Source organism: Stenotrophomonas sp. GD03794 (genome assembly GCF_029842145.1).
Lineage (GTDB): Bacteria > Pseudomonadota > Gammaproteobacteria > Xanthomonadales > Xanthomonadaceae > Stenotrophomonas > Stenotrophomonas riyadhensis.
In genome coordinates this window covers 51,202-76,815 of sequence record NZ_JAOCFV010000006.1, presented here as the reverse complement: position 1 = coordinate 76,815, position 25,614 = coordinate 51,202, and the positions used below count along the sequence as shown (strand labels likewise).

At 67.5% G+C, this 25,614-nt stretch carries 22 protein-coding genes; 12 read left to right on the top strand and 10 right to left on the bottom strand.

From position 1 onward, the window contains the following. Positions 1–11 precede the first annotated feature (11 nt). Together N5D91_RS05425 and tldD are read left to right on the top strand one after the other, a co-directional pair. Positions 12–3,875 (top strand): YhdP family protein, encoded by a 3,864-nt coding sequence (locus N5D91_RS05425; protein WP_180853806.1) that lies wholly within the window; start codon positions 12–14, stop codon positions 3,873–3,875. 60 nt (positions 3,876–3,935) lie between these two features. Then, positions 3,936–5,381: a metalloprotease TldD gene (tldD, locus tag N5D91_RS05420; RefSeq protein ID WP_110713053.1), complete on the top strand. Its 1,446-nt coding sequence runs from the start codon at positions 3,936–3,938 to the stop codon at positions 5,379–5,381. Between the two features lie 41 nt (positions 5,382–5,422). Here the strand turns inward: tldD and yjgA are convergent, their stop codons facing one another. Then, positions 5,423–6,010 carry a ribosome biogenesis factor YjgA gene (gene yjgA / locus N5D91_RS05415; protein ID WP_110713052.1) on the bottom strand — a complete coding sequence of 196 codons (588 nt, stop codon included), beginning with the start codon at positions 6,008–6,010 and terminating at the stop codon, positions 5,423–5,425. Positions 6,011–6,078: 68 nt separating this feature from the next. Between yjgA and pmbA the strand changes: the two genes are divergently transcribed. Beyond that, the gene (gene pmbA / locus N5D91_RS05410) at positions 6,079–7,446 is read left to right on the top strand and encodes a metalloprotease PmbA (protein WP_164162047.1); all 1,368 of its coding nucleotides are present in this window, start codon (positions 6,079–6,081) and stop codon (positions 7,444–7,446) included. Between the two features lie 87 nt (positions 7,447–7,533). After that, on the top strand, positions 7,534–7,905 hold the full coding sequence (locus tag N5D91_RS05405; protein WP_110713049.1) for a DUF4870 domain-containing protein: 372 nt from the start codon (positions 7,534–7,536) through the stop codon (positions 7,903–7,905). Between the two features lie 80 nt (positions 7,906–7,985). Here the strand turns inward: N5D91_RS05405 and N5D91_RS05400 are convergent, their stop codons facing one another. The 5 genes from N5D91_RS05400 to N5D91_RS05380 all read right to left on the bottom strand — a co-directional run bounded on the left by N5D91_RS05400 (position 7,986) and on the right by N5D91_RS05380 (position 13,215). Then, positions 7,986–8,864, bottom strand: coding sequence for a farnesyl diphosphate synthase (locus tag N5D91_RS05400; protein ID WP_180853805.1), 879 nt, complete (start codon positions 8,862–8,864; stop codon positions 7,986–7,988). Next, positions 8,854–9,114, bottom strand: a complete 261-nt coding sequence (locus tag N5D91_RS05395; protein ID WP_180848089.1) for an exodeoxyribonuclease VII small subunit — start codon at positions 9,112–9,114, stop codon at positions 8,854–8,856. Before N5D91_RS05395 ends, N5D91_RS05400 begins: the two co-directional genes overlap by 11 nt. Positions 9,115–9,150: 36 nt before the next feature. Continuing rightward, complete coding sequence (tilS, locus tag N5D91_RS05390; protein WP_180853804.1) at positions 9,151–10,437, bottom strand: tRNA lysidine(34) synthetase TilS; 1,287 nt, start codon at positions 10,435–10,437, stop codon at positions 9,151–9,153. Between the two features lie 529 nt (positions 10,438–10,966). Next, positions 10,967–11,512 (bottom strand): WG repeat-containing protein, encoded by a 546-nt coding sequence (locus N5D91_RS05385; protein WP_180853803.1) that lies wholly within the window; start codon positions 11,510–11,512, stop codon positions 10,967–10,969. Beyond that, positions 11,509–13,215 (bottom strand): alkaline phosphatase, encoded by a 1,707-nt coding sequence (locus tag N5D91_RS05380; protein ID WP_032128997.1) that lies wholly within the window; start codon positions 13,213–13,215, stop codon positions 11,509–11,511. Before N5D91_RS05380 ends, N5D91_RS05385 begins: the two co-directional genes overlap by 4 nt. A 154-nt stretch (positions 13,216–13,369) precedes the next feature. Here N5D91_RS05380 and N5D91_RS05375 point away from each other — a divergent pair, with 154 nt between their 5' ends. Beyond that, positions 13,370–14,704 (top strand): dicarboxylate/amino acid:cation symporter, encoded by a 1,335-nt coding sequence (locus N5D91_RS05375; protein WP_006381938.1) that lies wholly within the window; start codon positions 13,370–13,372, stop codon positions 14,702–14,704. Between the two features lie 227 nt (positions 14,705–14,931). Here N5D91_RS05375 and N5D91_RS05370 read toward each other — a convergent pair whose 3' ends face one another. Both N5D91_RS05370 and N5D91_RS05365 read right to left on the bottom strand, forming a co-directional pair. Continuing rightward, positions 14,932–15,705 carry a C40 family peptidase gene (locus N5D91_RS05370; protein ID WP_014038011.1) on the bottom strand — a complete coding sequence of 258 codons (774 nt, stop codon included), beginning with the start codon at positions 15,703–15,705 and terminating at the stop codon, positions 14,932–14,934. A 131-nt stretch (positions 15,706–15,836) separates the two neighbouring features. Then, on the bottom strand, positions 15,837–16,376 hold the full coding sequence (locus N5D91_RS05365; protein WP_110714359.1) for a C40 family peptidase: 540 nt from the start codon (positions 16,374–16,376) through the stop codon (positions 15,837–15,839). A gap of 111 nt (positions 16,377–16,487) precedes the next feature. Here N5D91_RS05365 and N5D91_RS05360 point away from each other — a divergent pair, with 111 nt between their 5' ends. The 7 genes from N5D91_RS05360 to N5D91_RS05330 all read left to right on the top strand — a co-directional run bounded on the left by N5D91_RS05360 (position 16,488) and on the right by N5D91_RS05330 (position 23,135). Beyond that, positions 16,488–16,970 (top strand): peptidylprolyl isomerase, encoded by a 483-nt coding sequence (locus N5D91_RS05360; RefSeq protein ID WP_110713041.1) that lies wholly within the window; start codon positions 16,488–16,490, stop codon positions 16,968–16,970. A 99-nt stretch (positions 16,971–17,069) separates the two neighbouring features. Further along, positions 17,070–18,314, top strand: coding sequence for a DUF418 domain-containing protein (locus N5D91_RS05355; RefSeq protein WP_180853802.1), 1,245 nt, complete (start codon positions 17,070–17,072; stop codon positions 18,312–18,314). Positions 18,315–18,317: 3 nt separating this feature from the next. Continuing rightward, positions 18,318–19,568: an FAD-dependent oxidoreductase gene (locus tag N5D91_RS05350; protein WP_110713038.1), complete on the top strand. Its 1,251-nt coding sequence runs from the start codon at positions 18,318–18,320 to the stop codon at positions 19,566–19,568. Beyond that, positions 19,565–20,923 (top strand): glutathione-disulfide reductase, encoded by a 1,359-nt coding sequence (gene gorA, locus N5D91_RS05345; RefSeq protein WP_180853801.1) that lies wholly within the window; start codon positions 19,565–19,567, stop codon positions 20,921–20,923. The genes N5D91_RS05350 and gorA overlap by 4 nt, the downstream gene beginning before the upstream one ends. Positions 20,924–21,111: 188 nt before the next feature. Next, entirely contained in the window at positions 21,112–22,032 is a 921-nt protein-coding gene (locus N5D91_RS05340) for a DMT family transporter (RefSeq protein WP_110713035.1), read from the top strand. Beyond that, a complete protein-coding gene (locus tag N5D91_RS05335; RefSeq protein WP_180853815.1) occupies positions 22,005–22,367 on the top strand; it encodes an MGMT family protein in 363 nt (120 codons plus the stop codon). The genes N5D91_RS05340 and N5D91_RS05335 overlap by 28 nt, the downstream gene beginning before the upstream one ends. 93 nt (positions 22,368–22,460) lie before the next feature. Next, entirely contained in the window at positions 22,461–23,135 is a 675-nt protein-coding gene (locus N5D91_RS05330) for a rhomboid family intramembrane serine protease (RefSeq protein ID WP_008267505.1), read from the top strand. A gap of 176 nt (positions 23,136–23,311) precedes the next feature. Here the strand turns inward: N5D91_RS05330 and N5D91_RS05325 are convergent, their stop codons facing one another. Further along, positions 23,312–24,895, bottom strand: coding sequence for an NAD(P)/FAD-dependent oxidoreductase (locus N5D91_RS05325; RefSeq protein ID WP_180846276.1), 1,584 nt, complete (start codon positions 24,893–24,895; stop codon positions 23,312–23,314). A gap of 75 nt (positions 24,896–24,970) precedes the next feature. Further along, a complete protein-coding gene (locus N5D91_RS05320) occupies positions 24,971–25,465 on the bottom strand; it encodes a VOC family protein (protein ID WP_180853814.1) in 495 nt (164 codons plus the stop codon). Positions 25,466–25,614: the final 149 nt, after the last annotated feature.

Sequence of the window (25,614 nt, the reverse complement as noted above, 5' to 3'; positions counted from 1 at the left end):
GGCGGTGGCCGATGAGCGCGCCGCCGCGCCTGCGACTGCGAAGGATCCGCCGTCATTTCATTGCCGCCTGCGCGGTGGGCCTGGTCGGGCTTGCACTGCTGGTGGGCACCCTCAGCCAGCTGCTGCCGCTGGCCGAGCGCCATCCCGACAGGATTGCCGCCTGGCTGAGCGAACGCGCTGGCCAGCCGGTGCGTTTCGACCAGCTGCAGACCGCCTGGACCCGGCGCGGCCCGCTGCTGCAGCTCAAGGGCCTGCGCATCGGCGCCGGCCAGGGCCTGGCGATCGGCGAGGCCGAAGTGCTGGTATCGATGTACAGCGGCCTGTTGCCTGGCCGGTCGCTGACCGAGCTGCGCCTGCGTGGCCTGGCGCTCGACCTGCAGCAGGGCGAGGACGGCCGCTGGTCGGTACGTGGCCTGCCGCAGTCCGACGCTGGTGGTGACCCACTGGACGCGCTGCGCCGGCTGGGCGAGCTGCAGGTGATCGATGGCCGCCTGGGCGTGCATGCGCCGGGGCTGGGAATCGACACCACGCTGCCACGCATCGACGTGCGCCTGCGGGTCAATGGCGACCGCCTGCGTGTAGGCGTGCGTGCCTGGGCCCAGACCGAAGCGCTGCCGTTGACGGCGGTGCTGGACGTGGACCGCGTGCGCGGCAATGGCCAGGCCTGGCTGGGCGCCGATCCGGTCGATTTCCATGCCTGGTCGCCGCTGCTGGCGGCCGGCGGTGTGCGCCTGCGCGAAGGCAAGGGCGAACTCAACCTGTGGCTGACCCTGCGCGATTTCGCGCCGGTGGCGCTGACCACCGACTCGGACCTGCGTGATGTGCGCATCGACGGTGCGCCGATGCCTGACGTGGCGACGCCGCAACTGCAGCTGCAGCGCCTGCAGGCGCGCCTGCGCTGGCAGCGCCAGGGCGATGGCTGGGCACTGCAGGTACCGCGGCTTCGTTTGAAGACGGATGACGGCGAACAACAGCTCGATGGCCTGCAGTTGCAGGTCGGCAAGCAACTGCGGGTGAGTTCCGGTGAAGTACAGGCGGGTACCGCATTGCGTGCGCTGGCGCTGAGTGATCGCCTCGAGCCCGGCCTGCGCCATTGGCTGTTCCTGTCCAGGCCGCAGCTGGATGTGCGTCAGCTGCAACTGGCTGGTGAGCGTGATGGTCCGTTGAGGGCGCAGGGCGAGCTGCAGTCGCTGGGCTTTGCCAGTGTGGGGCATTCCCCGGGCCTGCGCGGCCTGGGCGGGCGCTTCGAGGGCGATGCCGATGGCTTCAGCCTGCAGCTGGAGCCGCAACGGCAGCTGCAGTTCGATTGGCCGACCGGCTTTGGTGTGCGCCATGACCTGCACCTGGCGGGGCAGGTGGTGGGCTGGCGCGACGAGGGCGGTGGCTGGCGTATCGGCACCGCAGCGATGCGCGTGGAAGGCACTGACTATGCGGCCGATGTGCGTGGCGGCGTCTGGTTCCAGGGCGACGGCACGCGGCCCTGGCTGCAGCTGGCAGCCAAGCTGGACGATGTGCCGATGACCGCGGCCAAGCGCTTCTGGATCCACTCCAAGATGAGCAAGGGCGCCACCGACTGGCTGGACATGGCGCTGGCCGGCGGCCAGGTGCGCAATGGCGTCGGTCTGGTCAGCGGTGACCTGGACGACTGGCCGTTCGACAACAACGATGGCCGCTTCGAGGCCACCGGCCACATCACCAACGGCGATATCCGTTTCCAGCACGACTGGCCACTGATGAGCCAGGTCGATGCCGATATCGCCTTCATCGGCCCCGGCTTCGACATGCGCGGACGCGGTGATCTGGCCGGTGTGGCGGTGCAGCAGTTCGAAGCGGGCATTCCTGATTTCGGCCAGCAGCCGCTGTACGTGCGCGCCGATGCCCAGAGCGAGGCGGGCAAGCTGCTGGCGATGCTGCGGCAGAGCCCGTTGCACCACGACTACGGTGACACCCTCGACAACCTCACCGCCGCGGGACCGGCGCATGTGACCTTCGACCTGCTGCAGCCGCTGCACCTGGATGAAGGCGAGGGCCACCTGCAGGGCACGGTCGACCTCAACGGTGTGAAGCTGGTCGACAAGCGGTTCCAGCTGACCTTCGACAACATGCATGGGCAGGCGCGCTACAGCAACGGCGGTTTCGGCGCCGAGGAACTGGCGGTGCGTCACCTCGGCCAGGACGGCCGCCTGAGCCTGCGCGCCGGCGGTTACGTGCACGACAGCAAGCTGGCCTTTGAATCGCAGCTGTCGGCCAACCTCGATGCCGGCGTGCTGATCGACCGCGCACCGGAAATGGCGTGGTTGAAGCCCTACGTCGCCGGCACCTCGCCGTGGACCATCGCGGTCAACCTGCCGAAGGTCGCGCCGGGGGCACCTGCACCGCCCAGCGAACTGCGCTTGAGTTCGGATCTGGTGGGCACCCGCCTGGACCTGCCGGCACCGCTGGACAAGCCGGCCGCCGAACCGCTGGCGACCACGGTGGCCGCACAACTGCCGATGGGGGCTGGCCGCATCGACGTGGCCTTTGGCCAGCGCCTGGCCCTGGCCGCGCGCAGCCATAACAACCAGACTGGCGTCCAGGTCACGCTCGGCAGCGACCACGTCGACCGTGAGCCGCCACCGAGCGGGCTGTCGGTCAATGGCCGCAGCCCGACCCTGGATGCGCTGGAGTGGATCAGCCTGGCGCGCGGCGGCGGTGACGACGATGCCATGCCGCTGCGTGCGGTGGATGTGCAGGTCGGCCAGCTGAAGCTGATCGGCGGTGTGTTCGAGCAGACCCGGCTGCAGCTGCACCCGGGCCCGCAGGCACTGGATGTGCGCCTGGACGGCCCGTCGCTGGCCGGGCGCCTGACCGTTCCCAATGCCGAGGGCGGCACGATCAGTGGCCAGCTTGACCGCGTGCACTGGCAGTCACTGCCGGCGGCACCGGGTGCGCCGGCTGCGCCGGCGCGGGTGCAGGCCGGCGCCAACGACATGGATCCGGCCAAGCTGCCGCCGTTCGCGCTGGACATCGCCGATCTGCAGTTCGGCAAGGTCGTACTCGGCCAAGCGGTGCTGCGTACGCGGCCGCTGGCCAACGGCCTGAACGTGGACGAGCTGCGCTTCCGCGCGCCGGACCAGGAGATCGACATCAGTGGTCGCTGGCTGGGCCGTACCGGTGGCGCCCGTACCGAACTGACCGCGCAGGTGCGCAGTGAAGACCTGGGTGGGCTGATGCAGAACCTGGACTATGGTGGCCAGCTGCGTGGCGGTTCCGGCCAGGCCCAGCTGCAGGCTTCGTGGAGTGGCGGTCCCTCGGACTTCCAGCTGGCCAATCTGCAGGGCCGCCTCGACCTGCACGCGCGCAATGGGCAATTGCTGGAGCTGGAGCCCGGCGCTGGCCGCGTGCTCGGCCTGCTCAGTGTCGCGCAGCTGCCGAGGCGCCTGATGTTCGACTTCCGCGATTTCTTCTCCAAGGGCTTCGCGTTCAACCAGGTCGATGGCAGCGTGCAGTTCGGCCAGGGCATGGCCCGTACCGACAAAGTGCTGATCGAGGGACCGGCGGCGAACATCACCATCCGCGGCCAGGCCGATCTGCGCAACCAGCAGTTCGACCAGACCATCGACGTCAACCCGCGCGCCGGCAACCTGCTGACCGTGGTCGGCGCAGTGGCCGGCGGCCCGGTGGGCGCGGCACTCGGCGCCGCCACCAATGCGGTATTGTCCAAACCGCTCGGCGAGATCGGTGCCCGTACTTACAAGGTGACCGGCCCATGGAAGGAGCCGAAGGTGGACGTGATTGAACGCAGCCGCGACAAAACCCCGCCGGCGCCTGCACCGGGCCCAGCCCCAGAGGTGCCGCCGACGGTCACCGACCTGCCACGCTCGCACTCGCGCTGAGCGTGGTTTTCCTGTTCATGGGGCTTGCCTCAGCGCCCCCGCATCCCCAGATCGAGACACATGACTGACATCGCCCTGACGCTTGCCCAAGACCGCCTGCTGCGCCCCGGTGGCCTGGATACCGCTGGCCTGGAGCGCACTTTCGGCCAGTTGCTCGGCCCGGGTGTCGACTTTGGTGACCTTTACTTCCAGCACGCCCGCCGCGAAAGCTGGAGCGTGGAGGACGGCATCGTCAAGGATGGTGCCCATTCCATCGAGCAGGGCGTGGGCGTGCGTGCGATTTCCGGCGAGAAGACCGGCTTCGCCTACTCCGATGACATCCATGCCGATGCGCTGCTGACGGCAGCGCAGTCGGCGCGCGCGATCTCGCGTGAGGGCGGGGCCCAGTCCGGGCAATCGCTGCTGCGCGGCAATGCGCGCGCGCTGTACCCGGCGCTGGATCCGATCGACGGCATCGGCAACGAGGCCAAGGTCGAGGTGCTCAAGCGCCTGGATGGCTACCTGCGTGCCGCCGATCCGCGCGTGAAGCAGGTCATGGTCAGCCTGTCCGGCGGCGTCGATACGGTGCTGATCGCCCGCAGCGACGGTGTACTGGGAGCCGACGTGCGCCCGTTGGTGCGCCTGAACGTGCAGGTGATCGTCGAGCAGAACGGCCGTCGCGAGTCCGGCTATGCGGGAGGCGGTGGCCGCTATGGCTACGGGGAACTGTTCGCCGAGGGGCGTCCGGAAGCGTTCGCCCGCGAGGCACTGCGCCAGGCGCTGGTGAACCTGGACGCCGTTCCGGCACCGGCCGGGGTGATGCCGGTGGTGCTCGGACCGGGCTGGCCCGGCGTGCTGCTGCACGAAGCGGTCGGCCACGGTCTGGAAGGCGACTTCAACCGCAAGGGCACCAGCGTCTACGCCGGCCGCATCGGCGAGCGGGTGGCGGCGCCGGGCGTGACCATCGTCGACGACGGCACGCTGGACGGTCGCCGTGGCTCGTTGAACATCGACGACGAAGGCCACCCGACCCAGTGCACCACGCTGATCGAGGACGGCATCCTGGTCGGCTACATGCAGGACAGCCTCAATGCGCGCCTGATGGGCATGGCGCCGACCGGCAACGGGCGTCGTGAATCGTTCGCGCACCTGACCATGCCGCGCATGACCAATACCTACATGCGCGCCGGCCAGCACGACCCACAGGAGATGATCCGTTCGGTGAAGAAGGGCCTGTATGCGGTCAACTTCGGCGGCGGCCAGGTCGACATCACCAGCGGCAAGTACGTGTTCTCGGCCACCGAGGCCTACCTGATCGAGGATGGCCGCATCACCGCGCCGGTGAAGGGCGCGACCCTGATCGGCAACGGACCGGAAACCATGCAGAAGGTGCGCATGGTCGGCAACGACCTGGCCCTGGACGAGGGCGTGGGTATCTGTGGCAAGGACGGGCAGAGCGTGCCCGTGGGTGTCGGCCAGCCCTCGCTGCTGATCGAGGGCATCACCGTCGGCGGTACCCAGGCCTGAGCCGGGCGATGGCCAGTGCCACCGCCCGGGCCGGCGAGGCCTCAGTCCTCGTCGGCGTCGTCGCTCTCGACGTGGTCGGCGTCTTCGGCGCTGGCTTTCAGGCCCAGCGCGGCGGGCAGCATCAGGCCACGCAGCACCTGGAAGATTTCGCGGTAGGCGCGCGGCGGCTTGTTCCTGGCCTTTTCGGCCTGCGCATTGCGCACCAGCGTGCGCAGCTGCTGGCGGTCGGCCTGCGGGTAGTCGTCCAGCAGTGCAGCCAGCGCCTTGTCACCCTCGGCCAGCAGGCGGTCGCGCCAGTCTTCCACGCGATGCATCATCGCCACTTCGCGGCGGCCGGTTTCGCTGTTGGCGTCCAGCGCATCGCGGATCGCATCCAGCGTGGCGTCTTCTTCGCGGCGCATGTGCTTGGCCAGGAACGCCAGCTGGCGCTTGTGGGCGATGTGGGCAGTGATGCGCTTGCACTCGGCGATGTGCGGCAGCAGGTCTTCCGGGATCGGCAGGCGCGCCAGCTGGGCCGGGGTCAACGACACCAGCTTCTCGCCCAGGGCCAGGACGTCGAGCGCGTCGCGCCGGTTCTGGCTGCGGCTCTTGTCGTGGAATTCACCGGTTTCTTCGTCGCGTCCGCGCATCGTCCCTACCTGATCTCAAAAAAAGTCGCCCGGCGTGATGCCGGGCCCAACCTGTACAGGATAAAGCATTGAACGTGATCGCCCCTGAAGCCGCCGTCGGTGACGACAGCCCGGCCCGGCTGGAACGGCTGGCCGACCTTTCCCAGCAGCTGCTCGACCGCGCCCGTGCGCTGGGCGCCAGCCAGGCCGAGGTCAGCTGCAGTGAAGACCGTGGCCTGGAGGTCAATGTCCGCCTCGGCGAGGTTGAGACGGTGCAGTCCACCCGTGACCGCGGTATCGCCGTGACGGTCTATTTCGGCCAGCGCAAGGGCAGTGCCAGCACCGGCGACCTGAACGAGGCCAGCCTTGCTGCCACCGTCGAGCAGGCCTGTGCGATCGCCCGCCATACCGAGGACGACCCCGCCGCCGGCCTGGCCGAAGCCGCGCTGATGGCCACCGACTTCCCCGACCTGGACGGCTGGCACCCGTGGGCGCTGCAGGCCGACGAGGCGGTGGACCTGGCCCTGGCCTGTGAAAGTGCCGGTCGCGAGGCCGACGCACAGATCCGCAATTCCGACGGCGCCTCGGTGTCCAGCATGCAGAGCCTGTCGGTGTACGCCAATTCGCATGGTTTCATCGGCCGGGAGCGCGGCACCCACCATTCCGTCGGTTGTGCGCTGATTGCCGGCCAGGGCGATGGCATGCAGCGTGACGGCTGGTACACCAGCGCGTTGGCCCGGGAGGACCTGGAAGACGTGGGCCTGGTCGGCCGTCGCGCCGCCGAACGCACTGTTGCCCGCCTGCAGCCGCGTTCGATGGCCACCGGCAGCATGCCGGTACTGTTCGCCCCGGAAGTGGCGCGCAGCCTGGTTGGACACCTGCTGTCGGCGGTATCGGGCGGTGCCCTGTACCGCCAGGCCAGCTTCCTGCTCGACAGCGTCGGCCAGCGCCTGTTCCCGGAATGGATGCAGATCGAGGAGCTGCCGCACCTGCGTCGCGGCCTGCGCTCGGCCGTGTTCGATGGTGACGGCGTGGCCACCCGCGCCTCGGCCCTGGTCTGCGACGGCGTGCTGCAACGCTATGTACTGGGCAGCTATTCGGCACGCAAACTGGGCCTGCAGACCACCGCCAATGCCGGTGGCGTGCACAACCTGCAGCTGGCCGCCAACGCTGGCGGCCTGCAGGAGATCGCCCGCCAGATGGGCGATGGCCTGCTGGTGACCGAACTGATGGGTCAGGGCGTGAACGGGGTGACCGGCGACTACTCGCGCGGTGCCGGCGGCTTCCGCGTCGAGAACGGCGAGATCCAGTACCCGGTGGATGGCATCACCATCGCCGGCAACCTGCGCGAGATGTTCAGCAGCATCGAGGCGGTCGGCAGCGACGTCGACCCGCGCTCGCACATCCGGACCGGTTCGATCCTGCTGGGGCGGATGACCATCGCCGGTAATGATTGATGGCATTGATGGCGTAAGCTATGCCCGCCTGACGCAGCCAGCTTGGTGCTGGTGGGTCAAGACCACCCAATGAAAAGGAGTTTTGTCGTGAGCGAATTCGATAACGTCCCGCCGCCGCCGGCCACCACCGATGTGCCGGCCGACCAGCGCACCATGGCCCTGGCCGCGCACCTGCTGGGCATCTTCACCGGCTTCATCGGCGCGCTGATCATCTGGCTGATCAACAAGGATGACGCGGGCAAGGCCTTCGTGACCGACCAGGCCAAGGAAGCCCTGAACTTCCAGATCACCGTGACCATCGCCATGGTCATCAGCATCATCCTGATGGTGGTGATCATCGGCGGCATCCTGGCGCCGATCGTGGGCATCATCAACCTGGTGTTCTGCATCATTGCTGCCGTGAAGGCCAACAACGGCGAAGCCTACCGCTACCCGTTCACCCTGCGCCTGATCAAGTAAGACCGGCTGCATGCGGAAACAACAACGCCCGGCATTGCCGGGCGTTTTCATTGGGGGGCCGCACAGGGTGACGCGATCGATCAGTGATCGCGCTCCACCGCCAGTGTTGCCAGCGCGCGCAGCGGATCGGCTTCCTCGCCGTACCCGGCCAGGATCGCCTGCATGCGTGCCGCGAGTTCGTGCAGCTGGGCCTTCGCCCCGTCCATGCCGAGCAGGGCGGGGAAGGTGCTCTTGTCCTGCGCCTGGTCCTTGCCGGCGGTCTTGCCCAGTTGTTCCGAACTGGCTTCGACATCAAGGATGTCATCGCGCACCTGGAAGGCCAGGCCAAGCGCGTCGGCGAAGCTGTCCAGCTGGGCCAGCTGCGGTTCGTGGGCCTGGCCGCACAGCGCGCCCATGCGCACCGCCGCGCGGATCAACGCACCGGTCTTCAGCGCGTGCATGCGGGTCAGCGCCGCCAGCGTCTGCTGCTGGCCGGTGGCATCGATGTCCAGGGCCTGGCCGCCGCACATGCCAGCAGCGCCGGACGCGTGGGCCAGGGTCTGCAGGCAGGCGACGCGCAGGGTAGCCGGCAGCGGCGCATCGGCCAGAAGGCCAAAGGCGCGGGTCTGCAGGGCGTCGCCAGCAAGGATCGCGGTGGCTTCGTCGAAGGCGACGTGGGTGGTCGGCTTGCCGCGGCGCAGGGCGTCGTCGTCCATCGCGGGCAGGTCGTCATGCACCAGTGAATAGGCGTGGATCAGTTCGACCGCCATCGCCGCCGCATCCAGATGCTCCGGCGGCGCGCCGAACAGGTGGCCGCTGGCGTACACCAGCAGCGGGCGCATCCGCTTGCCCCCGCCCAGCACCGAATAGCGCATGGCCTTGTGCAGGCCCTGGGGCGCTTCAGCAGGCGAGGGCAGGGCGGCGTCGAGCTGGCTTTCGATACGGTCGCGCCAGCGCGCGAACAAGGCCTCAGCCGTCATGGCTGGGCGGATCGAAAGGCTCGGCGGCGTCCGGCTGGGCCGGATCACTGAGCAGGCGCACGCGCAGTTCGGCCTGCTCCAGCGCCTGCTGGCACTGGCGGTACAGGCCGACGCCACGTTCGTAAGCACTGAGCGAAGCTTCCAGGCTCAGCTCGCCGGTTTCCATCTGCTCCACCAGCTGCTCCAGCGATTCGAGCGACTGCTCGAACTGGGCGACCGGGGAGGCGTTTTCGGGGGACTTCTTGGCCATGCGGCAAGTGTGGACGGGCCGCGCGCGGGGGTCAATTCACCAGCCGCCCGGGCGCCACTGCAACTGCGCGCCATGCGCCTGCAACCAGGCCTGCAGCGGTGCGGCGATGACCACGTCGGCGGCGGCCAGCAACTGCGGGCCATCGAAGATCAGCGGCAGCTGCGCGCGTCGCCAGGGGGCAAGGTGCTCGCGCTGCAGGCAGTCCTTCAACGCGTGCGAATGCTGGCGACCCGGCAGCAGAATGCGCTCACCGCCCACGCGTGCACGGACCTGCAGCGGGCGTTCGAAGGCCGGGGTGCCCTGCAGGCGCAGCTGTCCGCCATCGGGCAGTGCCAGCGGTGCGCGTCCATCCCATTCGGCCTGCCACTCGGGGGGAAGCGCAGGCAGCCTGGCCGGTAGCAGATAGGCGTGGTCGCGCCATTGCTGGATCGCGTGATCGTGCCAACTCACCCGGGCCTGGCGATCGTTGTCGGCCGGCAGCAGTTCGTCCAGCGTTTGCTGCAGCACCGTGGCCGGCAGCGGTGCCGCACCGTGGCCCACCACCCAGGCACGCAGCACGCGTGCGGCGCGACCCGGTGAGACCTGGCGCAGCAGCTGCAGCGACAGCACACGTGGAGCGACTTCCAGGTGTGCAATCAGCTCGGCGTCTTCCTCGTCGAGCAGTTCGCGGGTCTGCCTGCAGTGTGTCGCGCTGCCCGCCAACGCCGCAGCGGCATGCGGCCAGCGCTGGCGCAGCAACGGCAGCACCTGCAGGCGCAGGAAGTTGCGATCGGCGTGGTCGTCGCCATTGCTGGGGTCTTCGATCCAGTGCAGTGCATGCTGGCGGGCATGGTCGAGCAGGGCGCTGCGGGGCACCGCCAGCAGCGGTCGCCATAGAGGCTTTTCGCCAAGGCGGCTGTGCGCGGACATCGCGGCAAGGCCATCGACGCCGGACCCACGCAAGGCACGCAGCAGGAACGTCTCGGCCTGGTCGTCCAGGTGCTGCGCCAGCGCCAGTGTTTCGCCGTCGCGCAGTTCGGCGGCGAACGCGGCACGTCGCGCCTGCCGTGCCGCACCTTCGAGACCCAGCCCCGTACCGCTTTCAACCTGCACGTGGCGCACGGCCAGTTCGATGCCCCGAGCCGCGCATTGCTGCTGGCAGTGCAGCACCCAGTCGTCCGCATCGGCTTGCAGGCCATGGTGCACGTGCACCGCGCGCAGCGTGGTGCCGGAGGCCTGTGCGCAGCGCCACAGCCAGTGCAGCAGCACGGTGGAGTCGACACCACCGCTGTAGCCCACCAGCACGGGCGCATCCAGCGGAACGAGGGCAGGGAATTCGGTCACGGCGGCAAGTATAGGGTTGGTCGGCAGGGCTGCGCCCTGCACCCGCTACAAGCAACAGCAACAGCAGAAGCTGGTTTCCTGAAGGTTGGCGGGGTGGGTCCGGTTGCGGGAGACGCCGTAAACCCATCCATGGGGGCTTGGCCGCGGCATCCATGCCGCGGACACTCCCGCAACCGGACCCATCCCGCCTTCGACAGATATTCGCGATCTGTCGGAAATGCTCTTGGGGTCAGATCCGTTTTCCGCAGGAAAACGGATCTGACCCCGGATTCAATTCGATATCTGACAGATCTGATCCACGCATGGCGTGGATGGTCCAACCGTCATCGGAAATCTGTCGGGGGTGGGGCGGTGTGGGTGGGCAGGACCGTTGGCGCCATGGATGGCGCCATCGAGCCCCCATGGACGGGTTTACGGCGTGTCCTGACCACCCACACCGCCCCGCCCAACTCACAGAAAACCAGAGCCGCTTTTGATCTCGATTTGGCTTCGGCTTCGGCAGGTGCAGGGCGCAGCCCTGCCGAAAAACCTACTTTACCCGACGGCCCGAACGGTCGATCCGGAACCGCTCTCCGCCTTCCATCGGCGTGTGGCCATCGGCATCCGGCGTACCACGACGGCAACCATTGCAGACCTCGGCCACGCCATCCTGGAACGGCCAGCCGAAATCGAACGTGCCGGGCACCACCTGGCGGAACTTCAGATCGAAGTAGGCCACGCGGTTGCCTACACGGGCGCGCAGCAGGCCTTCCTGCGGCGTTTCCGGGCCGTTGTCCCAGGTCAGCACCGGCAGGCTGCGGCCCTTGCGGTTGACGTAGTGGAAACCCTGGTCGGCGTACACCACGGCCAGGCCATGGTCGTCGTAATTCAGGTCCTTCAACGTGTCGGCACTGATCTTCGGCCGGTGATCGACCACCTCGCAGTTGGGCAACGGCCACAACCCGTGTTCGTCGGTCAGCAGTTTGCAGGCCGGTGCCTGCGCCGCTGCATTGGCACTGACCAGCACGCCAAGCAGGACCAGCGACCGCACGAAGCGGCCGCTGGCAGGGGCAGGGTGGGCCTGCCGCACGATCACTTGGCCTCGGCCTTGCGCTCGAATGCGGTCGGCGCCGGCAGCTGTACCGGCACGCCCTTGTCGTCGCAGGTGCCGGCCTGGCACAGGCGCTCGCGCAGGGCCGGGGTGGCCTGCACGATCATGTGGTAGATCGCGTTCTGTTCCAGCGTGCCGCGGATCGCCTTGCTGCCCGGGCCGCGTGCCCAGATACCGACGTCTTCGCCGCCGTGCGACTCGGACTTCATCGGCACCAGTGCTTCCTGCATGTAGTCCGGATGCTCGGTGTCGACCTCGCGCAGGTTCGGGCGGCCGTTGGCCGGTTCGAAGCTGCTCGGGTTGTGCGGGTAACGCTTCGGACCGGCCGGCTGCTGGTTGCTGCTGCCGGTATGGCCCGGGCCATTGGCGTAGCTCAGGGTGGTGTACGGCTGGCCGGTGCCGTCCAGCGCGTAGTCGAGCTTGCCGGCGCCATCTTCGCCGCCCTTGTCCTTCACCTTGCCCAGGATCGGGTTGCCGCGCGCCGGGTAGCCGACGAAGTTCAGGGTGTGCGAGTGGTCGGCGGTGACAATGATCAGGGTGTCATCGGCCGAAGTCAGTTCGTTGGCCACGCGCACGGCGTCGGACAGCGCCACGGTCTCGGTCAGCGCCCGGTAGGCGTTGCCGCTGTGGTTGGCGTGGTCGATGCGCGCGCCTTCGATCATCAGCACGTAGCCTTCCTGGTGCTTGGCCAGATTCTTGATCGCGGCGGCAGTCAGTTCGGCCAGGCTCGGCTCACCACCCGGATCCTGGGGGCGCTCGTACTCGTAGCGCATGTGGTCCGGCTCGAACAGGCCAAGAATGGCCGGAGCGTTGGCGGCGGCGGCCAGCTGCTTGCTGTTCCACACGTAGGCACCCTGCGGGTGCGCCTGCTGCCATTCCTGCACCAGGCTGCGGCCATCCAGGCGCTGGCCGACCTTGTCGTCGTATTCCGGATCGCGTTCTTCCACGGTGGTGAATTCACCGCGACCGCCGCCGAGGGCGACCAGCGGGCCACGGCCATAGCGCGAGGTGGACAACAGCTGCTGGGCGATGTCCTTGCAGCCGGCGGCCTTCGCGGCTTCGGTCAGGTCGGTGTCGTTTTCCCAGTTGCGTTCGGGCGAGTGCGCGTAGGTGGCGGCCGGGGTGGCGTGGGTCAGGCGTGCGGTGGACACCACGCCAGTGGCCAGGCCGGCGCTGTCGGCCAGCTGCAGCCAGGTCAGCAGGCCCTTGGACAGGCTGTCGGCGCAGTCGGTGCGGCTTCCGGCGCTGACGCCGATCGCGCCCATGTGGGTCTTCACGCCGGTGGTGATGGCGGTCATGGTGCCGGCCGAATCCGGGGTCTGCGAATCGGTGTTGTAGGTCTTGCTGAAGGCCGTGGCCGGGAAGCGCTCCCAGGACAGCAGGTTCTCTTCACCCGAGCCGCCCTTCTGCTGGCCTTCGTAGATGCGCGAGGCGGCCACCGTGGTCAGGCTCATGCCGTCGCCGAGGAACAGGATGACGTTCTTGGCCTTGCCGGACATCGCGCCGTTGGCGGCGGCCTGGGCGGCGCCGCTGCGGTACCACCACTGCGGGGTCTCGCCGGCCGGATGGGCAACGGGGTCGACGGCGACCTTCAGGCCGGCCGGGGCGGACGCGGGGGTGGTGCTGGCGCAGGCGCCCAGCAGCAGGGTGGTGGCGCAGGCGGCCAACAGGGAGACGGAACGGCGCATGGACGCTGGGATCTCACAAACTGTAACGGGACGTTCATTATGCCCGCCCTCGCAAGGCACGCCGATGACACACTGATTTGCCGGCCGGGCGGTCGTTCCGCGGGCCGCCTTGGGCTATCGTGCCAGCATCCCTTCCTTCCCCTCTGGATTGCCTATGAAGCTGGTCTCTGCCTGGCTGCGGATTCCATTCTGGCAGCGCGTGGTCGGTGGCTTCGTGCTCGGCGCGCTGGCCGGCTGGGCGCTCGGCCCGGCCGCGGAAACGTGGTTCGGCCCGCTCGGCGAGCTGTACGTCACCCTGATCAAGATGATCGCCGTGCCGCTGGTGTTCTTCGCGGTCATCAACGCAATCTCGTCGCTGCACGGCCAGAAGTCGGTCGCCGCGCTCAGTGGCCGCACCTTCCTGTGGTTCGTGATCACCGCCGCGTTGGCGGTGTGCGTCGGCCTGGGCGTGGGTACCGTGCTGCAGCCCGGCGCCGGTGGCCTGCAGCTGTCGATGGCCAGCAACTATGTGCCGCGCGAAGTGCCCAGCGTGGTGCAGGTGCTGCTGGATGTAGTGCCGGCCAATGTCTTCTACGCACTGTCCGGCATCGGCACCAAGGTCAATGCGGCCGGTGAGACCGTGCTGGCTGCCGGTCGCGGCTCGATCCTGCCAGTGATCTTCTTCGCCGGCCTGGTGGGCTTTGCCATCGTCAAGCTGGGCGAGAAGGTGACCGAGGCGCGCAAGCTGGTCGGCCAGATGAGCGACATCATGATCCAGGTGACCCGCTTCGTGCTGGAAGTCACCCCGATCGGTACCTTTGGCCTGATCGCCGGCCTGGTCGGCAGCTACGGCTTCGAGAAGCTGCTGCCGCTGGGGCATTTCGTGCTGGCGCTGTACGTGGCCTGCGCCCTGCACATCGTGGTGGTCTACAGCGCACTGCTGCTGGCGCACGGCCTGAACCCGCTGAAGTTCTTCCGTGGCGCGGCGCCGGGCATGCAGGTCGCCTTCGTCAGCTCGTCCAGCTTCGCCGCGATGCCGGTGGCGCTGCGTTCGATCACCCACAACCTGGGCGTGAACAAGGACTACGGTTCGTTCGCGGTGCCGCTGGGTGCCAGCATCAAAATGGATGGCTGCGGCGCGATCTACCCGGCGCTGTGCGCGGTGTTCATCGCGCAGTACAGCGGTGTGCCGCTGACCCCGGAGCAGTACGTGGTGGTGCTGATCGCCTCGGTGCTGGGCAGCTTCGGTACGGCCGGCGTGCCGGGGACCGCGGTGATCATGGCCACGGTGGTGCTGAGCGCAGCCAACCTGCCGCTGGAGACCATCGGCTACCTGTATGCCATCGACCGCATCCTCGACATGATGCGCACGATGACCAATGTGACGGGCCAGATGCTGGTGCCGGTGATCGTGGCCAAGGAAACCGGGCTGCTGGACCAGGCGGTGTATGACAACCCGTCCAGCAATGTGGGTGTGGACGATCCTGATCCAACACCGCCACGCGCCTGAGGCTGCGTGGAGATGAAAGGCCCGCCCTGACCGGCGGGCCTTTCGTTTGGGAAATGGCTGGCGCGGTGCCGGCCGAGGCGGGCACCTGGTAGATCCACACCATGCGTGGATGAAGGCAGAGCCGACCAGGGTTGGCAGGTACCCAGCGTGTGCAGGCCCAACAAAAAAGCCGCTGCAGGGCAGCGGCTTTTTCGTGTCAGGCGGCGCGGTAGCGCCAACCGGTCAGATCAGAGATCGACCCTGCGGGCCTGCATGAACTTGTTGCCCCAGTAGCCGCTGAGCAGGGTGTCCACGCGGACGTCCTTGCCCGAGCTCGGCGCGTGCAGGAAGCGGCCGTCGCCGACATAGATGCCGACGTGGTCAACACGGCCCTTGCGCCCGAAGAACACCAGGTCACCGGCAGCCAGCGCGGTGCGGTCGTTGATCAGTTCGGCGTTGTCATCGTGGGCCATCTCGCGCGAGACGCGCGGCAGCTCGATGCCCAGGGCCGAACGGAACACATAGCCGACCAGGCCACTGCAGTCGAAACCGCTGTCCGGGTTGCTGCCACCCCAACGGTACGGTGTGCCCAGCAGGGTCATCGCGCGGCGCAGCAGCGACTGCACCTTGCCGTTGTCGGCCGCGGTACCGACAACGCTGCCATTGGCGGCGCTGCTGGTGTCGTAGTTGGCGAGCAGGCGGCTGAGGTCGCCGGCCACCACGGCCGAACGGTCCATCAGCGGAATGGTGTCATTGGCGGCCAGGTGCGGCAGCAGGGCTGCCAGCGTGGCACTGGCGGCGGCATCGACGCGGCTGCGCTGCGGAGCGGCAGCCTCGGCCTTGGCGGCCGGTCGGGTGGTGTTCTCGGCCACCGGGGCCGGGGTCACATCGGAACGGTTCGGAGCAGTCTGCGACCAGGCCGGAAGGCTGGTCAGACACAGTGCCAGGCCAAGCAACAGCGGGCGGGCACTACGTGAAGATACGGAAGTCTGGCCTTCGCTTTTCAGGTCGTCAGTCGTCACGCGTCGGTCACAGGAAAAAAACGATGGGGCATCATGCCCTGTAAAAGCGGCAATAAGTTAAAAATTCCGTTAGAAAACCGTTAGTTTCAGGGTGATGTGCGTCACAGTTTTGAACATATCGCCTGTTCATTTTAGCGAAGGACACGTTTCGCGCCGGTGTAGTGGTCTTTCCAGTAGGGGCCGCTGAGCGAGTCCAGGCGCACGGTGCCGCCGGTGCTTGGCGCGTGCACGAAACGACCTTCACCTACATAAATACCGACATGGGTGACGCTGCCGCGGCTGCCGAAGAACACCAGGTCGCCGGTGGCCAGACGCTGCGGGTCGATCTTCGGGCCCTGTACCGCCGCCAGATCGCGCGAGGTGCGTGGCAGCTTCAGGTCCAGCATCTCGCGGTAGACGTAGGCGACCAGGCCGCTGCAGTCGAAGCCGGAGTCGGGGGTATTGCCGCCATAGCGATAGGGGGTGCCGACCAGGCTGATGGCTCGCATCAGCACCGAGTTGGCGGCCTCGGGATTGTCCGGCACGGTCTTCGGCCAGTTTGCGGTTGGCGGTGGTGGCGCGGGACGGGTGGCCTTGCCGCCGCCGCAGGCGGTCATCAGCAGGGGCAGGACCAGCAGCAGGGCCGGGGCGAGGAACCGGCGGGGGCCGGACGAAACTGGCGTGATGTGCATGATCTCCGGATAATGCGCCACCTTGGATTGGCCGTCATGATGGCGGCGTCCCCGCCGGGCGACAACCCGCCCCAACCCGCCTGCCTCCGGCAGATCCAGACAGAGTTGCGCATGAAGATCGAAAAAGACCGCGTTGTCCGCTTCCACTACACCGTTTCCGAAGTCGGCCAGGAGCCGATCGAATCGTCCAAGGACCGCGGCGAGCCGCTGGCGATCCTGATCGGCCACGGCAACATCATCCCGGGCCTGGAAAACGCCATGATGGACAAGGAAGCCGGCGCGACCTTCAGCGTCGACGTCAACGCAGCCGATGCCTACGGCGAGCGCCGCGAGGGCCTGTCCCAGCGCGTGCCGAAGAAGCACTTCGGCAACACCAAGCTGGCTCCGGGCCAGCAGGTCGTGCTGCAGACCAACTTCGGCCCGCGTGCGGTGACCGTGCAGAAGGTCGGCATGAGCGTGGTCGACGTCGACCTGAACCACCCGATGGCTGGCAAGGACCTGCACTTCGACGTCGAAATCGTTGATGTGCGCGAAGCCGGCCAGGAAGAGATCGACCACGGCCACGTCCACGGCGACGGCGGCCACCAGCACTGATCGCAGTGCGATCGTGATGGCAGCAACGGCCCGCTTCGGCGGGCCGTTGCGTTTCTGGAACACGGCGCGGGCATCCATGGCGTGTGGGCCGGCGGCATAATGGCGGACCTGCCTGACGGATGCCCCGTGAACGCCGTTTCTCCTTCCCTGCAGCCGATGGCCTCCGGCGAACGCATCGCCGTGCTGGACGTGCTGCGTGGTGCCGCGTTGCTGGGCATCCTGCTGATGAACATCGAGGCCTTCAGCGGTCCGCTGGAACTGGCGTTCACCGGCATCGACGTGCATTGGCAGGGCATCGACTACTGGGCCGATGCCTTCGTCTACGTGTTCGTGCAGGGCAAGTTCTTCACTCTGTTCTCGCTGCTGTTCGGTGCCGGCTTTGCGGTGATGGCGCAACGCGCCGAAGTGGCTGGACGCGACTTCACCCCGTTCTACCTGCGCCGCAGCGCCGGGCTGCTGCTGATCGGCCTCTGCCACGCGCTGCTGGTCTGGTCCGGCGACATCCTGGTGATGTATGCGCTGATCTCGTTGCCGCTGCTGGCCTGCCGCGAGGCACCACGCAGCTGGCTGCCGTGGATGGGCGTGATCGTCTACCTGGGCGGCGCGGCGATGATGCTGCTGGTCGGCGCGATGGTGTCGATGGCCTCGACGGAGGACGTGCAGAAGATGCTCGCCGAAGCGCAGCAGGGCATCGATCTGCAGCGGCAGGTCTATGGGCAGGGCAGCTGGATGCAGGCCAATGTGCAGCGCCTGCACGAGTTCGGATCGTCAATGGGTGCGCTGCTGATCACCGGTCCGGAAGTGCTGGGCATGTTCCTGATCGGCAGTTGGTTCGCCGCCAGTGGTGCGCTGGCGGCGCCGGAACGCGTCCCGCGCCTGTATGCGTCACTGCGCTGGATTGCACTGCCGCTGGGCCTGCTGGTCACGTTGATCGGTGTTGTCTGGAAACCCTATCTGGCACCGGGCGCCTACGACCTGCCGGTGACGGCGGCGATGGGCCTGGTGACGATAGGCGGCCTGCCGATGTGCCTGGGCTATCTGGCGTGGATCGTGCACTGGCGCACGCGGCTGGCGTGGCTGGCCCCGGTCGGGCGCATGGCGCTGACCCATTACCTGGCGCAGTCGCTGTTCTGCACGCTGCTTTTCTATCACTACGGGCTGGGATGGTTCGAGGTGATGCCGCGCAGCGTGCAGCTGCTGTTCGCGCTACTGCTGTTCGCTGTGCAGGTGGGCATTTCGCACGCGTGGCTGCGGCGCTTCCGCTTCGGGCCGATGGAATGGCTGTGGCGGGCGATGACCTACCGGCAGTGGCCGCCGATGCGGCGCGGGGCTGGGCTGGGCTGATCGATGCAGGGCGCGCGCGAGGATGTCATCGTGGTCGGCGCCGGTGCCATCGGCCTGGCCGCCGCGCTCGCGTTGCGCGCGCAGGGGCGGCAGGTGCGGGTGATCGACCGTGGGCGCATCGGCGCGGCCACGTCGCACGGCAACTGCGGCACTGTGACTCCCAGCCATGCACCGCCACTGGCGGCTCCTGGCATACCGTTACGCGCGCTGCGATGGATGCTTGATCCACGCGCGCCGCTGTACGTGCGTACGCGGCTGGATCCAACGTTGTGGCGCTGGTTGCTGCAGTTCGGCGCACGCTGCAATGCCCGCGACTGGCTGCAGGCCACGCGCGCCCGCGCTGCGCTGCTGAATGATTCCCGGCTGCGCCTGGCCGAGTGGGTGCAGATGCATGCACTGGACTGTGAGTTCGACACCCGCGGGCTGGACTATGTGTTCGGTGACACGCGCAACTTCGATCACCACGCAGCCGAATGCGAAGCACTGGCCGCGCAGGGCATTGCCACGTACTGCATCGAGGGGGCCGACTATGCGCGTGCCAATCCGGCCTTCCATGATCGCCTTGCCGGTGCGATCCACTTTCCCGGTGATGCGCAGCTGCGGCCTGACCGCTACACCGCGGAAATGGCGCGTGTGCTGCGCGCGCAGGGCGTGGTGATCGACGAATGCCTGGACGTGCAGGGTTTCAGCGACGATGCACAAGGGGTACGGGTGCAGGTCGGCGGGCAGGTCGTGCGGGCGCGTGAGCTGGTGCTGGCCACCGGCCCGTGGTCGCGCGACTGGGCACGGCAGCTGGATCTGCGCGTACCGATCCAGCCCGGCAAAGGTTACTCGCTGACCTGGTCGCGACCGTTGCAGGTGCCGCAGCGCCCGGTGGTGCTGAAGGACCATTCCGTGTTCGTGATTGCCTGGCGCGAGGCGTTGCGACTGGGCGGCACCATGGAGTTCGCCGGTGCCGACCCGCAGCTGCGCACGGCCCGCCTGCAGGCCCTGCAGCAGGCCGCCGACCACTACCTGCGCGCGCCACGCGGTGCGCAGCTGCAGGAGCAGTGGTGCGGGTGGCGCCCGATGAGCGTGGACGACGTGCCATTGATCGGCCGTGCGCCCGCACATCCTCACGTCTGGCTTGCAGCGGGGCATGGCATGCTCGGCATCAGCATGAGCGCCGGCACCGGCCAGCTGATCGCCGATCTCGTCTGCGGCCGCACGCCAGCGATCGATCCTGCCCCTTACCGACCCGAGCGATTCCGATGAGCACTGCATCCTATGATTACGACCTGATCGTCCTTGGCGGTGGCTCCGCCGGCCTGGCCGGCGCGATCCGCGCTGCGCAGCACGGCAAGCGCGTGGCGATGCTGGAGCCTGGTGAACTGGGCGGGACCTGCGTCAATGTTGGCTGTGTGCCGAAGAAAGCGATGTGGCTGGCGGCTGACCTGCATGAGCGTATCGGCCTGGCCAGCGCGATGGGCTTCGATGTTGAAGCGCGTCCGGCGCTGTCGTGGAAGGAACTGGTGATCCATCGCCAGGCCTACATCAGCAACATCCATACCAGCTACCACAAGCGCCTGGACGAAACCGGCGTAGTGCGCATTCCGGCACGCGGCCATCTACTGGATGCGCACACCGTGGCCTGCAGCGATGGCGTGCGTTACAGCGCCGAGCACATCCTGATCGCCACCGGCGCACACCCGTTGCGTCCGGACATTCCCGGCGCGGAACTGGGTCTGGTCTCCGACGATTTCTTCGACCTGCGTGCCGCGCCGGCCGAGGTGGCGATCATCGGAGGTGGTTACATCGCAGTGGAACTGGCCGGCCTGCTGCAGGCACTGGGCAGCAGGGTGAGTCTGCTGGTGCGCGGCAAGCGGCTGCTGGAGCGCTTCGACTATGAGTTGACCGATCAGCTGGCCGAGAACCTGAAGCAGCAGGGCGTGCGCATCCATTTCGACTACCGGCTGCGCGAGCTGCAGCGTGATGGCGAACGCGTGCGTGCGTTTGGTCATGACGGCCCGCTCGACAACGTGTTCGATGCAGTGTTCTTCGCGACCGGTCGCCGCGGCAACAGTCGTGACCTCGGCCTGGAAGCGCTCGGTATCGGCATCGGCGAACACCAGCAGGTGCAGGTGGACGAATGGCAGACCACCAGCGTGCCGAGCGTGCACGCGGTGGGTGACATCGCCGGCAAGGTCGGCTTGACCCCGGTGGCGGTGGCGGCGTCGCGGCGGCTGATGGATCGCCTGTTCGGTGGCCGCCCGCAGTCGAAGATGGACTACGAGAATGTGGCCAGCGTGGTGTTCTCGCACCCGCCGCTGGGTGCGGTGGGCATGAGCGAGGAAGAAGCGCGCGCGCGGTTTGACCAGGTGAGTGTCTACCACAGCCGTTTCCGCCCGATGCTGCAGGCACTGGCCAACGGCACCCAGCGCAGCCTGTTCAAGATGGTCTGCGCGGGCCCGGACGAACGGGTGGTGGGCATCCACCTGCTGGGCGAAGCGGCGGACGAGATCCTGCAGGGCTTCGCGGTGGCGGTGAAGATGGGCGCGACCAAGGCCCAGTTCGACGACACCGTGGCGATCCACCCGACCTCGGCCGAGGAAGTGGTGCTGATGCGCTGACCTGCGGTTGCTGCAGAGCCGAGCCCATGCTCGGCCGTCGCTCTTTGTAGAGTCGAGCCATGCTCGACTGCGGTGGAAAGACAGTCGAGCATGGCTCGACTCTACAAGGCGGGCACCGGACGCCCCCGTGCGACAATGGCCGCCCCCACGCCTTCCCGGGCCGCTCCACGCGGCCCGCCGTCGTCCTGATGTCCAGCCCCACTTCCCGTATCGCCACCGCTTCTCCTCGCGTCGCGCTGGGGGGTATCGGCCTGGCCGCGATCGGCGCCATCGCTGCTTCCGGCAAGGCGATCATCGTCAAGCTCGGCCTGCGCCACGGCGTTGATGCCACCACCTTGCTCGCGCTGCGCATGCTGATGGCGCTGCCGCTGTTCGTACTGATGGCGCTGTGGGCCGCGCGCCGGGCCGAACCACTGTCCTGGGCCGACCGTGCCCGCGTGCTGTGGCTGGGTTTCACCGGCTACTACCTGTCCAGCCTGCTCGACTTCCAGGGCCTGCAGTACATCAGCGTGACGCTGGAACGGCTGATCCTGTACTTGAACCCGACCCTGGTGCTGCTGATCAACGTGCTGCTGGCGCGCCAGCGGCCGGGCCGATGGCAGATCGGCGCGCTGGTGCTGAGTTATCTGGGCGTGCTGCTGGCGTTCGGCCATGACCTGCAGCGTGAAGGCGGGCAGATCATCGTTGGCAGCCTGCTGGTGCTGGGCAGTGCGCTCAGCTATGCGCTGTACCTGTTCGGCAGCGGGCAGGTGGTCGCGCGCATCGGCGCGGTGCGGCTGACCGCTTACGCCAGCTGCGTGGCCAGCGTGCTGGTGCTGCTGCATTTCGCGGTGACCCATCCGCTGCCGTTGTTGTGGCAGGCACCGGCGCCGGTGCAGTGGTTGTCGCTGGTCAATGCCACCGTGTGCACGGTGTTGCCGGTGCTTGCGATCATGCTGGCGGTGCAGCGCGTGGGTTCGTCGCTGGCCGCGCAGGTCGGTATGCTGGGCCCTGTTTCCACCATCGTGATGAGCCTATGGCTGCTCGACGAACCGATGGGGCCGGCGCAGATCGCCGGCACCGTGCTGGTGCTGATCGGCGTATTGCTGGTAACCCGCCTGCGGCGCTGACGCCGGAGCAGGCGCGTGCGCGCATCCTGGCAGTGATCCGCGCGATCCCGGCGGGGCAGGTGATGGGCTATGGGCAGGTGGCGATGCGCGCGGGCCTGCCCGGGCGTGCACGCCTGACCGCGCGCATCCTGGGCCAGAACGACGACCCGGACCTGCCCTGGCATCGCGTGCTGCGCTCGGATGGGCGCATTGCCATGGAGGAAGGTTCGGCCGGTTGGCGCGAACAGTCGCAGCGGTTGCGCGCGGAGGGCGTGGTGGTGGAGAACGGCCGGGTGCGGATGCCGGCGGCTGATCCGGCGGCGGCACTGGATGCCGCCGTGTGGGGACCGGGCTGAGCACCGCTGGCGACTGAACGGGCCGCGCCTGCCGGTCGCCAACAAGACACGGTGCTGCGGCTATGATGGAGACCGTTCCATGCCGGTGCTCCCATGTTCCCGCGACTGCCAACCGTCACCAAGGCCCTGCTGATCGCCAACGCGATCCTGTTCCTGCTGCAGCAGCCGTTCCTGCTCGGCATGCAGACCTTCGAGCCGTTCATGCTGCAACCGCTGCAGCAGGGCTTCGATGCGTTCTCGCCGGGCGGCAACTTCCAGCCCTGGCAGCTGCTGACCTATGGCTTCCTGCATGGCAGCTTCGGCCATCTGTTCTTCAACATGCTGGCGGTCTTCATGTTCGGCGCGCCGCTGGAGCAGACCTGGGGCGAGAAGCGCTTCCTGCTGTATTACCTGGTGTGCGTGGCCGGTGCAGGCGTCTGCCAGCTGTTGGTGGGCACGCTGCTGGAAAACCCGGCCACGGTGCTGGGCGCCTCCGGCGGCGTGTTTGGCCTGCTGCTGGCCTACGGCATGCTGTTCCCCAACCAGCGGGTGATGCTGCTGTTCCCGCCGATCCCGATGAAGGCACGGACCTTTGTGATCCTGTTCGGTGTGGGCGAGCTGGTGCTGGGAATGACCGGCTGGCAGCCCGGCGTGGCCCATTTCGCGCACCTGGGCGGCATGCTGTTCGGCTGGTTGCTGATCCGCTACTGGCGCGGGCAGCCGCCGTTCAACAAGCGCCGCCCCCCCGGCCCGCCGAATCGCCCGAACCACCTGCGCAGCGTCAAATGATCCGAAGGATCATTTGACGCTGTAGGTGCCAACCTTGGTTGGCACGCTTTGAATGGGATCATTTGACGCTGTAGGTGCCGGCCGTTGGTCGGCACACCTTGTCCCACGCGGGTAGGTGCCAACCTTGGTTGGCACGCTGTAGATGTTGTAGGTGCCGACCGTTGGTCGGCACACCTCTACAGATCCTGCAGCACCACCTGCGCGGCGTTGTGCCCCGGCGCACCGGTGACGCCACCGCCGGGATGGGTGCCCGCACCGCACAGGTACAGGCCGGGCAGGGCGCCGCGATAGCCGGCCTGGCCGACCATCGGCCGTGCCGAGAACAGCTGGTTGGCACTTAGTGCGCCGTGGAAGATGTCGCCACCGACCAGGCCGAAGATCCGCTCCAGATCCAGCGGTGACAGTACCTGCCGACCGAGCACGCTGTCGGCGAAGCCGGGCGCATACCGTTCAACGGTGGCAATCATCAGGTCGGCCACGGTTTCCCGGTGATCATCCCAATGGCGGCCCTCAGGCAACACCGGTGCCACGTGCTGGCAGAACAGGCTGGCCACATGCTGCCCGGGCGGTGCCAGTGAATCGTCCAGCGTACTGGGTATCAGCATTTCCACGATCGGTTCGCGCGACCAACCGTCGCGGCGCGCATCCAGCCAGGCGCGGTCCATGTAGTCCAGGCTGGGGGCCATGATGATGCCGGCGCTGAGGTGATCGCCGGGGCCGGGCAGGGCGCTGAAATCCGGCAGCCGCGACAGCGCCACGTTCATCCGGAGCGTGCCCGAACCACAGCGCCAGTTCGCCATGCGTTCGCGCGTTGCGTTGGGTACCTGTGCTGGTTCCAGCAATTGTTCGTACAGTAGCTTCGGATTGACGTTGGCGACCACCGCGCGTGCGCGCAGGATTTCGCCGTTGGCCAGTTCCACGCCCACCGCGCGGCCCTGTTCGATCCGCACGCGCTGCACCCCGGCCTCCACGCGCAGTTCCGCACCGGCCTCGCGTGCCGAGGCCGCAATCGCCTGGCTGATCGCGCCCATGCCACCAATCGCATGGCCCCACGCACCTTTCACGCCATTGCACTGGCCGAACACGTGGTGCAGCAGCACGTAGGCGCTGCCCGGTGCATAGGGGCTGGCGTAGTTACCGACGATGCCATCGAAGCCAAACAGGGCCTTGATCGGCTCGCTCTCGAACCAGCGGTCCAGATACTCGGCCGCTGAGAGCGTGAACAGGTCCAGCAGTTCCTGCCGCAGCGAGGCATCCAGCGTCGCCAGTTCACGACCAAGGCGACCCATCTGCCACAGGGCGGGCAGGGCGCGCCAACCGCCTGCTGCACCCAGGTCCGGCGGCGCGCGCAGGGCCCATGCGCGCAGTACGTCGGCGAAGATCTCCAGGCGTGCCTCGTACGCGGGCAAGTGCTGCGCATCCCGCTCGGAGAACTTCGCCACCTCGGCCTGGGTGCGACCGGGTGCCGACAGCAGATAGCGGTCATCAGGCAACGGCAGGAAGTTGTTGGCAGGACGCGCGACGATGCGCAGTCCATGGGCATGCAACTGCAGGTCGTCGATTACCTTCGGCTGCAGCAGCGATACCGTGTACGACGCCACCGAGTTGCGGAAACCGGGATGGAATTCCTCGGTGACTGCGGCACCGCCGAGAACGCCACGACGTTCCAGCACCAGCACCTTCTTTCCGGCGCGCGCCAGATAGGCCGCGCAGACCAGGCCGTTGTGGCCACCACCAACGACGATCGCATCCCAGGTCATCAGCACCTCTGAAAAGGGGACGGAGGGGATTAAGTCGCAATCTGCATCTGCGCACAGGACATGGGGAGAAACGACTTAATCCCCTCCGTCCCCTTTTTTGATTGCCGCTTCGATGGTGGCGATGTCGATCTTCTTCATCGGCATCATTGCGTTGAAAGCGCGCTCGGCCAGTGCCTTGTCCTTGCTGGTCACCGCTTCGATCAGCATGCGCGGGCTGATCTGCCAGGAGATGCCCCAGCGGTCCTTGCACCAGCCGCATTGGCTCTCCTGTCCACCGTTGCCGACGATCGCATCCCACAGGCGGTCGGTCTCGGCCTGGTCTTCGGTCTGGATCTGGAAAGAGAAGGCTTCGCTTTGCTTGAACGCGGTGCCGCCGTTGAGGCCGACGCAGGGGATGCCACAGACGGTGAATTCGACGGTCAGCACGTTGCCTTCCTTGCCGTCGGGATAGTCACCGGGGGCGTGATGCACGGCGGTCACTGCGCTGTCTGGCAGGAGGCTGGCATAGAAGGTGGCGGCTTCGAGTGCGCAATTGTCGTACCAGACACAGATCGTGTTCTTGTGCGCCATGTCGGGGCTCCGCGATGGACGAAGCCGCAGCGATAGCACGCCGGGTGTTAACCCGGGATCTCCACGCCGGGGCATCACGCACCGTTGATGGAGACTGCAATCTGGAAGCCAAGTCGCTAATTTTCAAACAGAACGTGAACGGAGTTCAC

Coding starts and splice junctions, on each gene's coding strand:
- N5D91_RS05425 (WP_180853806.1), top strand. CDS start 12: ATGAGCGCGCCGCCGCGCCTGCGACTGCGAAGGATCCGCCGTCATTTC.
- tldD (WP_110713053.1), top strand. CDS start 3,936: ATGACTGACATCGCCCTGACGCTTGCCCAAGACCGCCTGCTGCGCCCC.
- yjgA (WP_110713052.1), bottom strand. CDS start 6,010: ATGCGCGGACGCGACGAAGAAACCGGTGAATTCCACGACAAGAGCCGC.
- N5D91_RS05400 (WP_180853805.1), bottom strand. CDS start 8,864: ATGACGGCTGAGGCCTTGTTCGCGCGCTGGCGCGACCGTATCGAAAGC.
- N5D91_RS05395 (WP_180848089.1), bottom strand. CDS start 9,114: ATGGCCAAGAAGTCCCCCGAAAACGCCTCCCCGGTCGCCCAGTTCGAG.
- N5D91_RS05380 (WP_032128997.1), bottom strand. CDS start 13,215: ATGCGCCGTTCCGTCTCCCTGTTGGCCGCCTGCGCCACCACCCTGCTG.
- N5D91_RS05375 (WP_006381938.1), top strand. CDS start 13,370: ATGAAGCTGGTCTCTGCCTGGCTGCGGATTCCATTCTGGCAGCGCGTG.
- N5D91_RS05365 (WP_110714359.1), bottom strand. CDS start 16,376: ATGCACATCACGCCAGTTTCGTCCGGCCCCCGCCGGTTCCTCGCCCCG.
- N5D91_RS05360 (WP_110713041.1), top strand. CDS start 16,488: ATGAAGATCGAAAAAGACCGCGTTGTCCGCTTCCACTACACCGTTTCC.
- N5D91_RS05355 (WP_180853802.1), top strand. CDS start 17,070: ATGGCGGACCTGCCTGACGGATGCCCCGTGAACGCCGTTTCTCCTTCC.
- N5D91_RS05350 (WP_110713038.1), top strand. CDS start 18,318: ATGCAGGGCGCGCGCGAGGATGTCATCGTGGTCGGCGCCGGTGCCATC.
- gorA (WP_180853801.1), top strand. CDS start 19,565: ATGAGCACTGCATCCTATGATTACGACCTGATCGTCCTTGGCGGTGGC.
- N5D91_RS05340 (WP_110713035.1), top strand. CDS start 21,112: ATGTCCAGCCCCACTTCCCGTATCGCCACCGCTTCTCCTCGCGTCGCG.
- N5D91_RS05330 (WP_008267505.1), top strand. CDS start 22,461: ATGTTCCCGCGACTGCCAACCGTCACCAAGGCCCTGCTGATCGCCAAC.
- N5D91_RS05325 (WP_180846276.1), bottom strand. CDS start 24,895: ATGACCTGGGATGCGATCGTCGTTGGTGGTGGCCACAACGGCCTGGTC.
- N5D91_RS05320 (WP_180853814.1), bottom strand. CDS start 25,465: ATGGCGCACAAGAACACGATCTGTGTCTGGTACGACAATTGCGCACTC.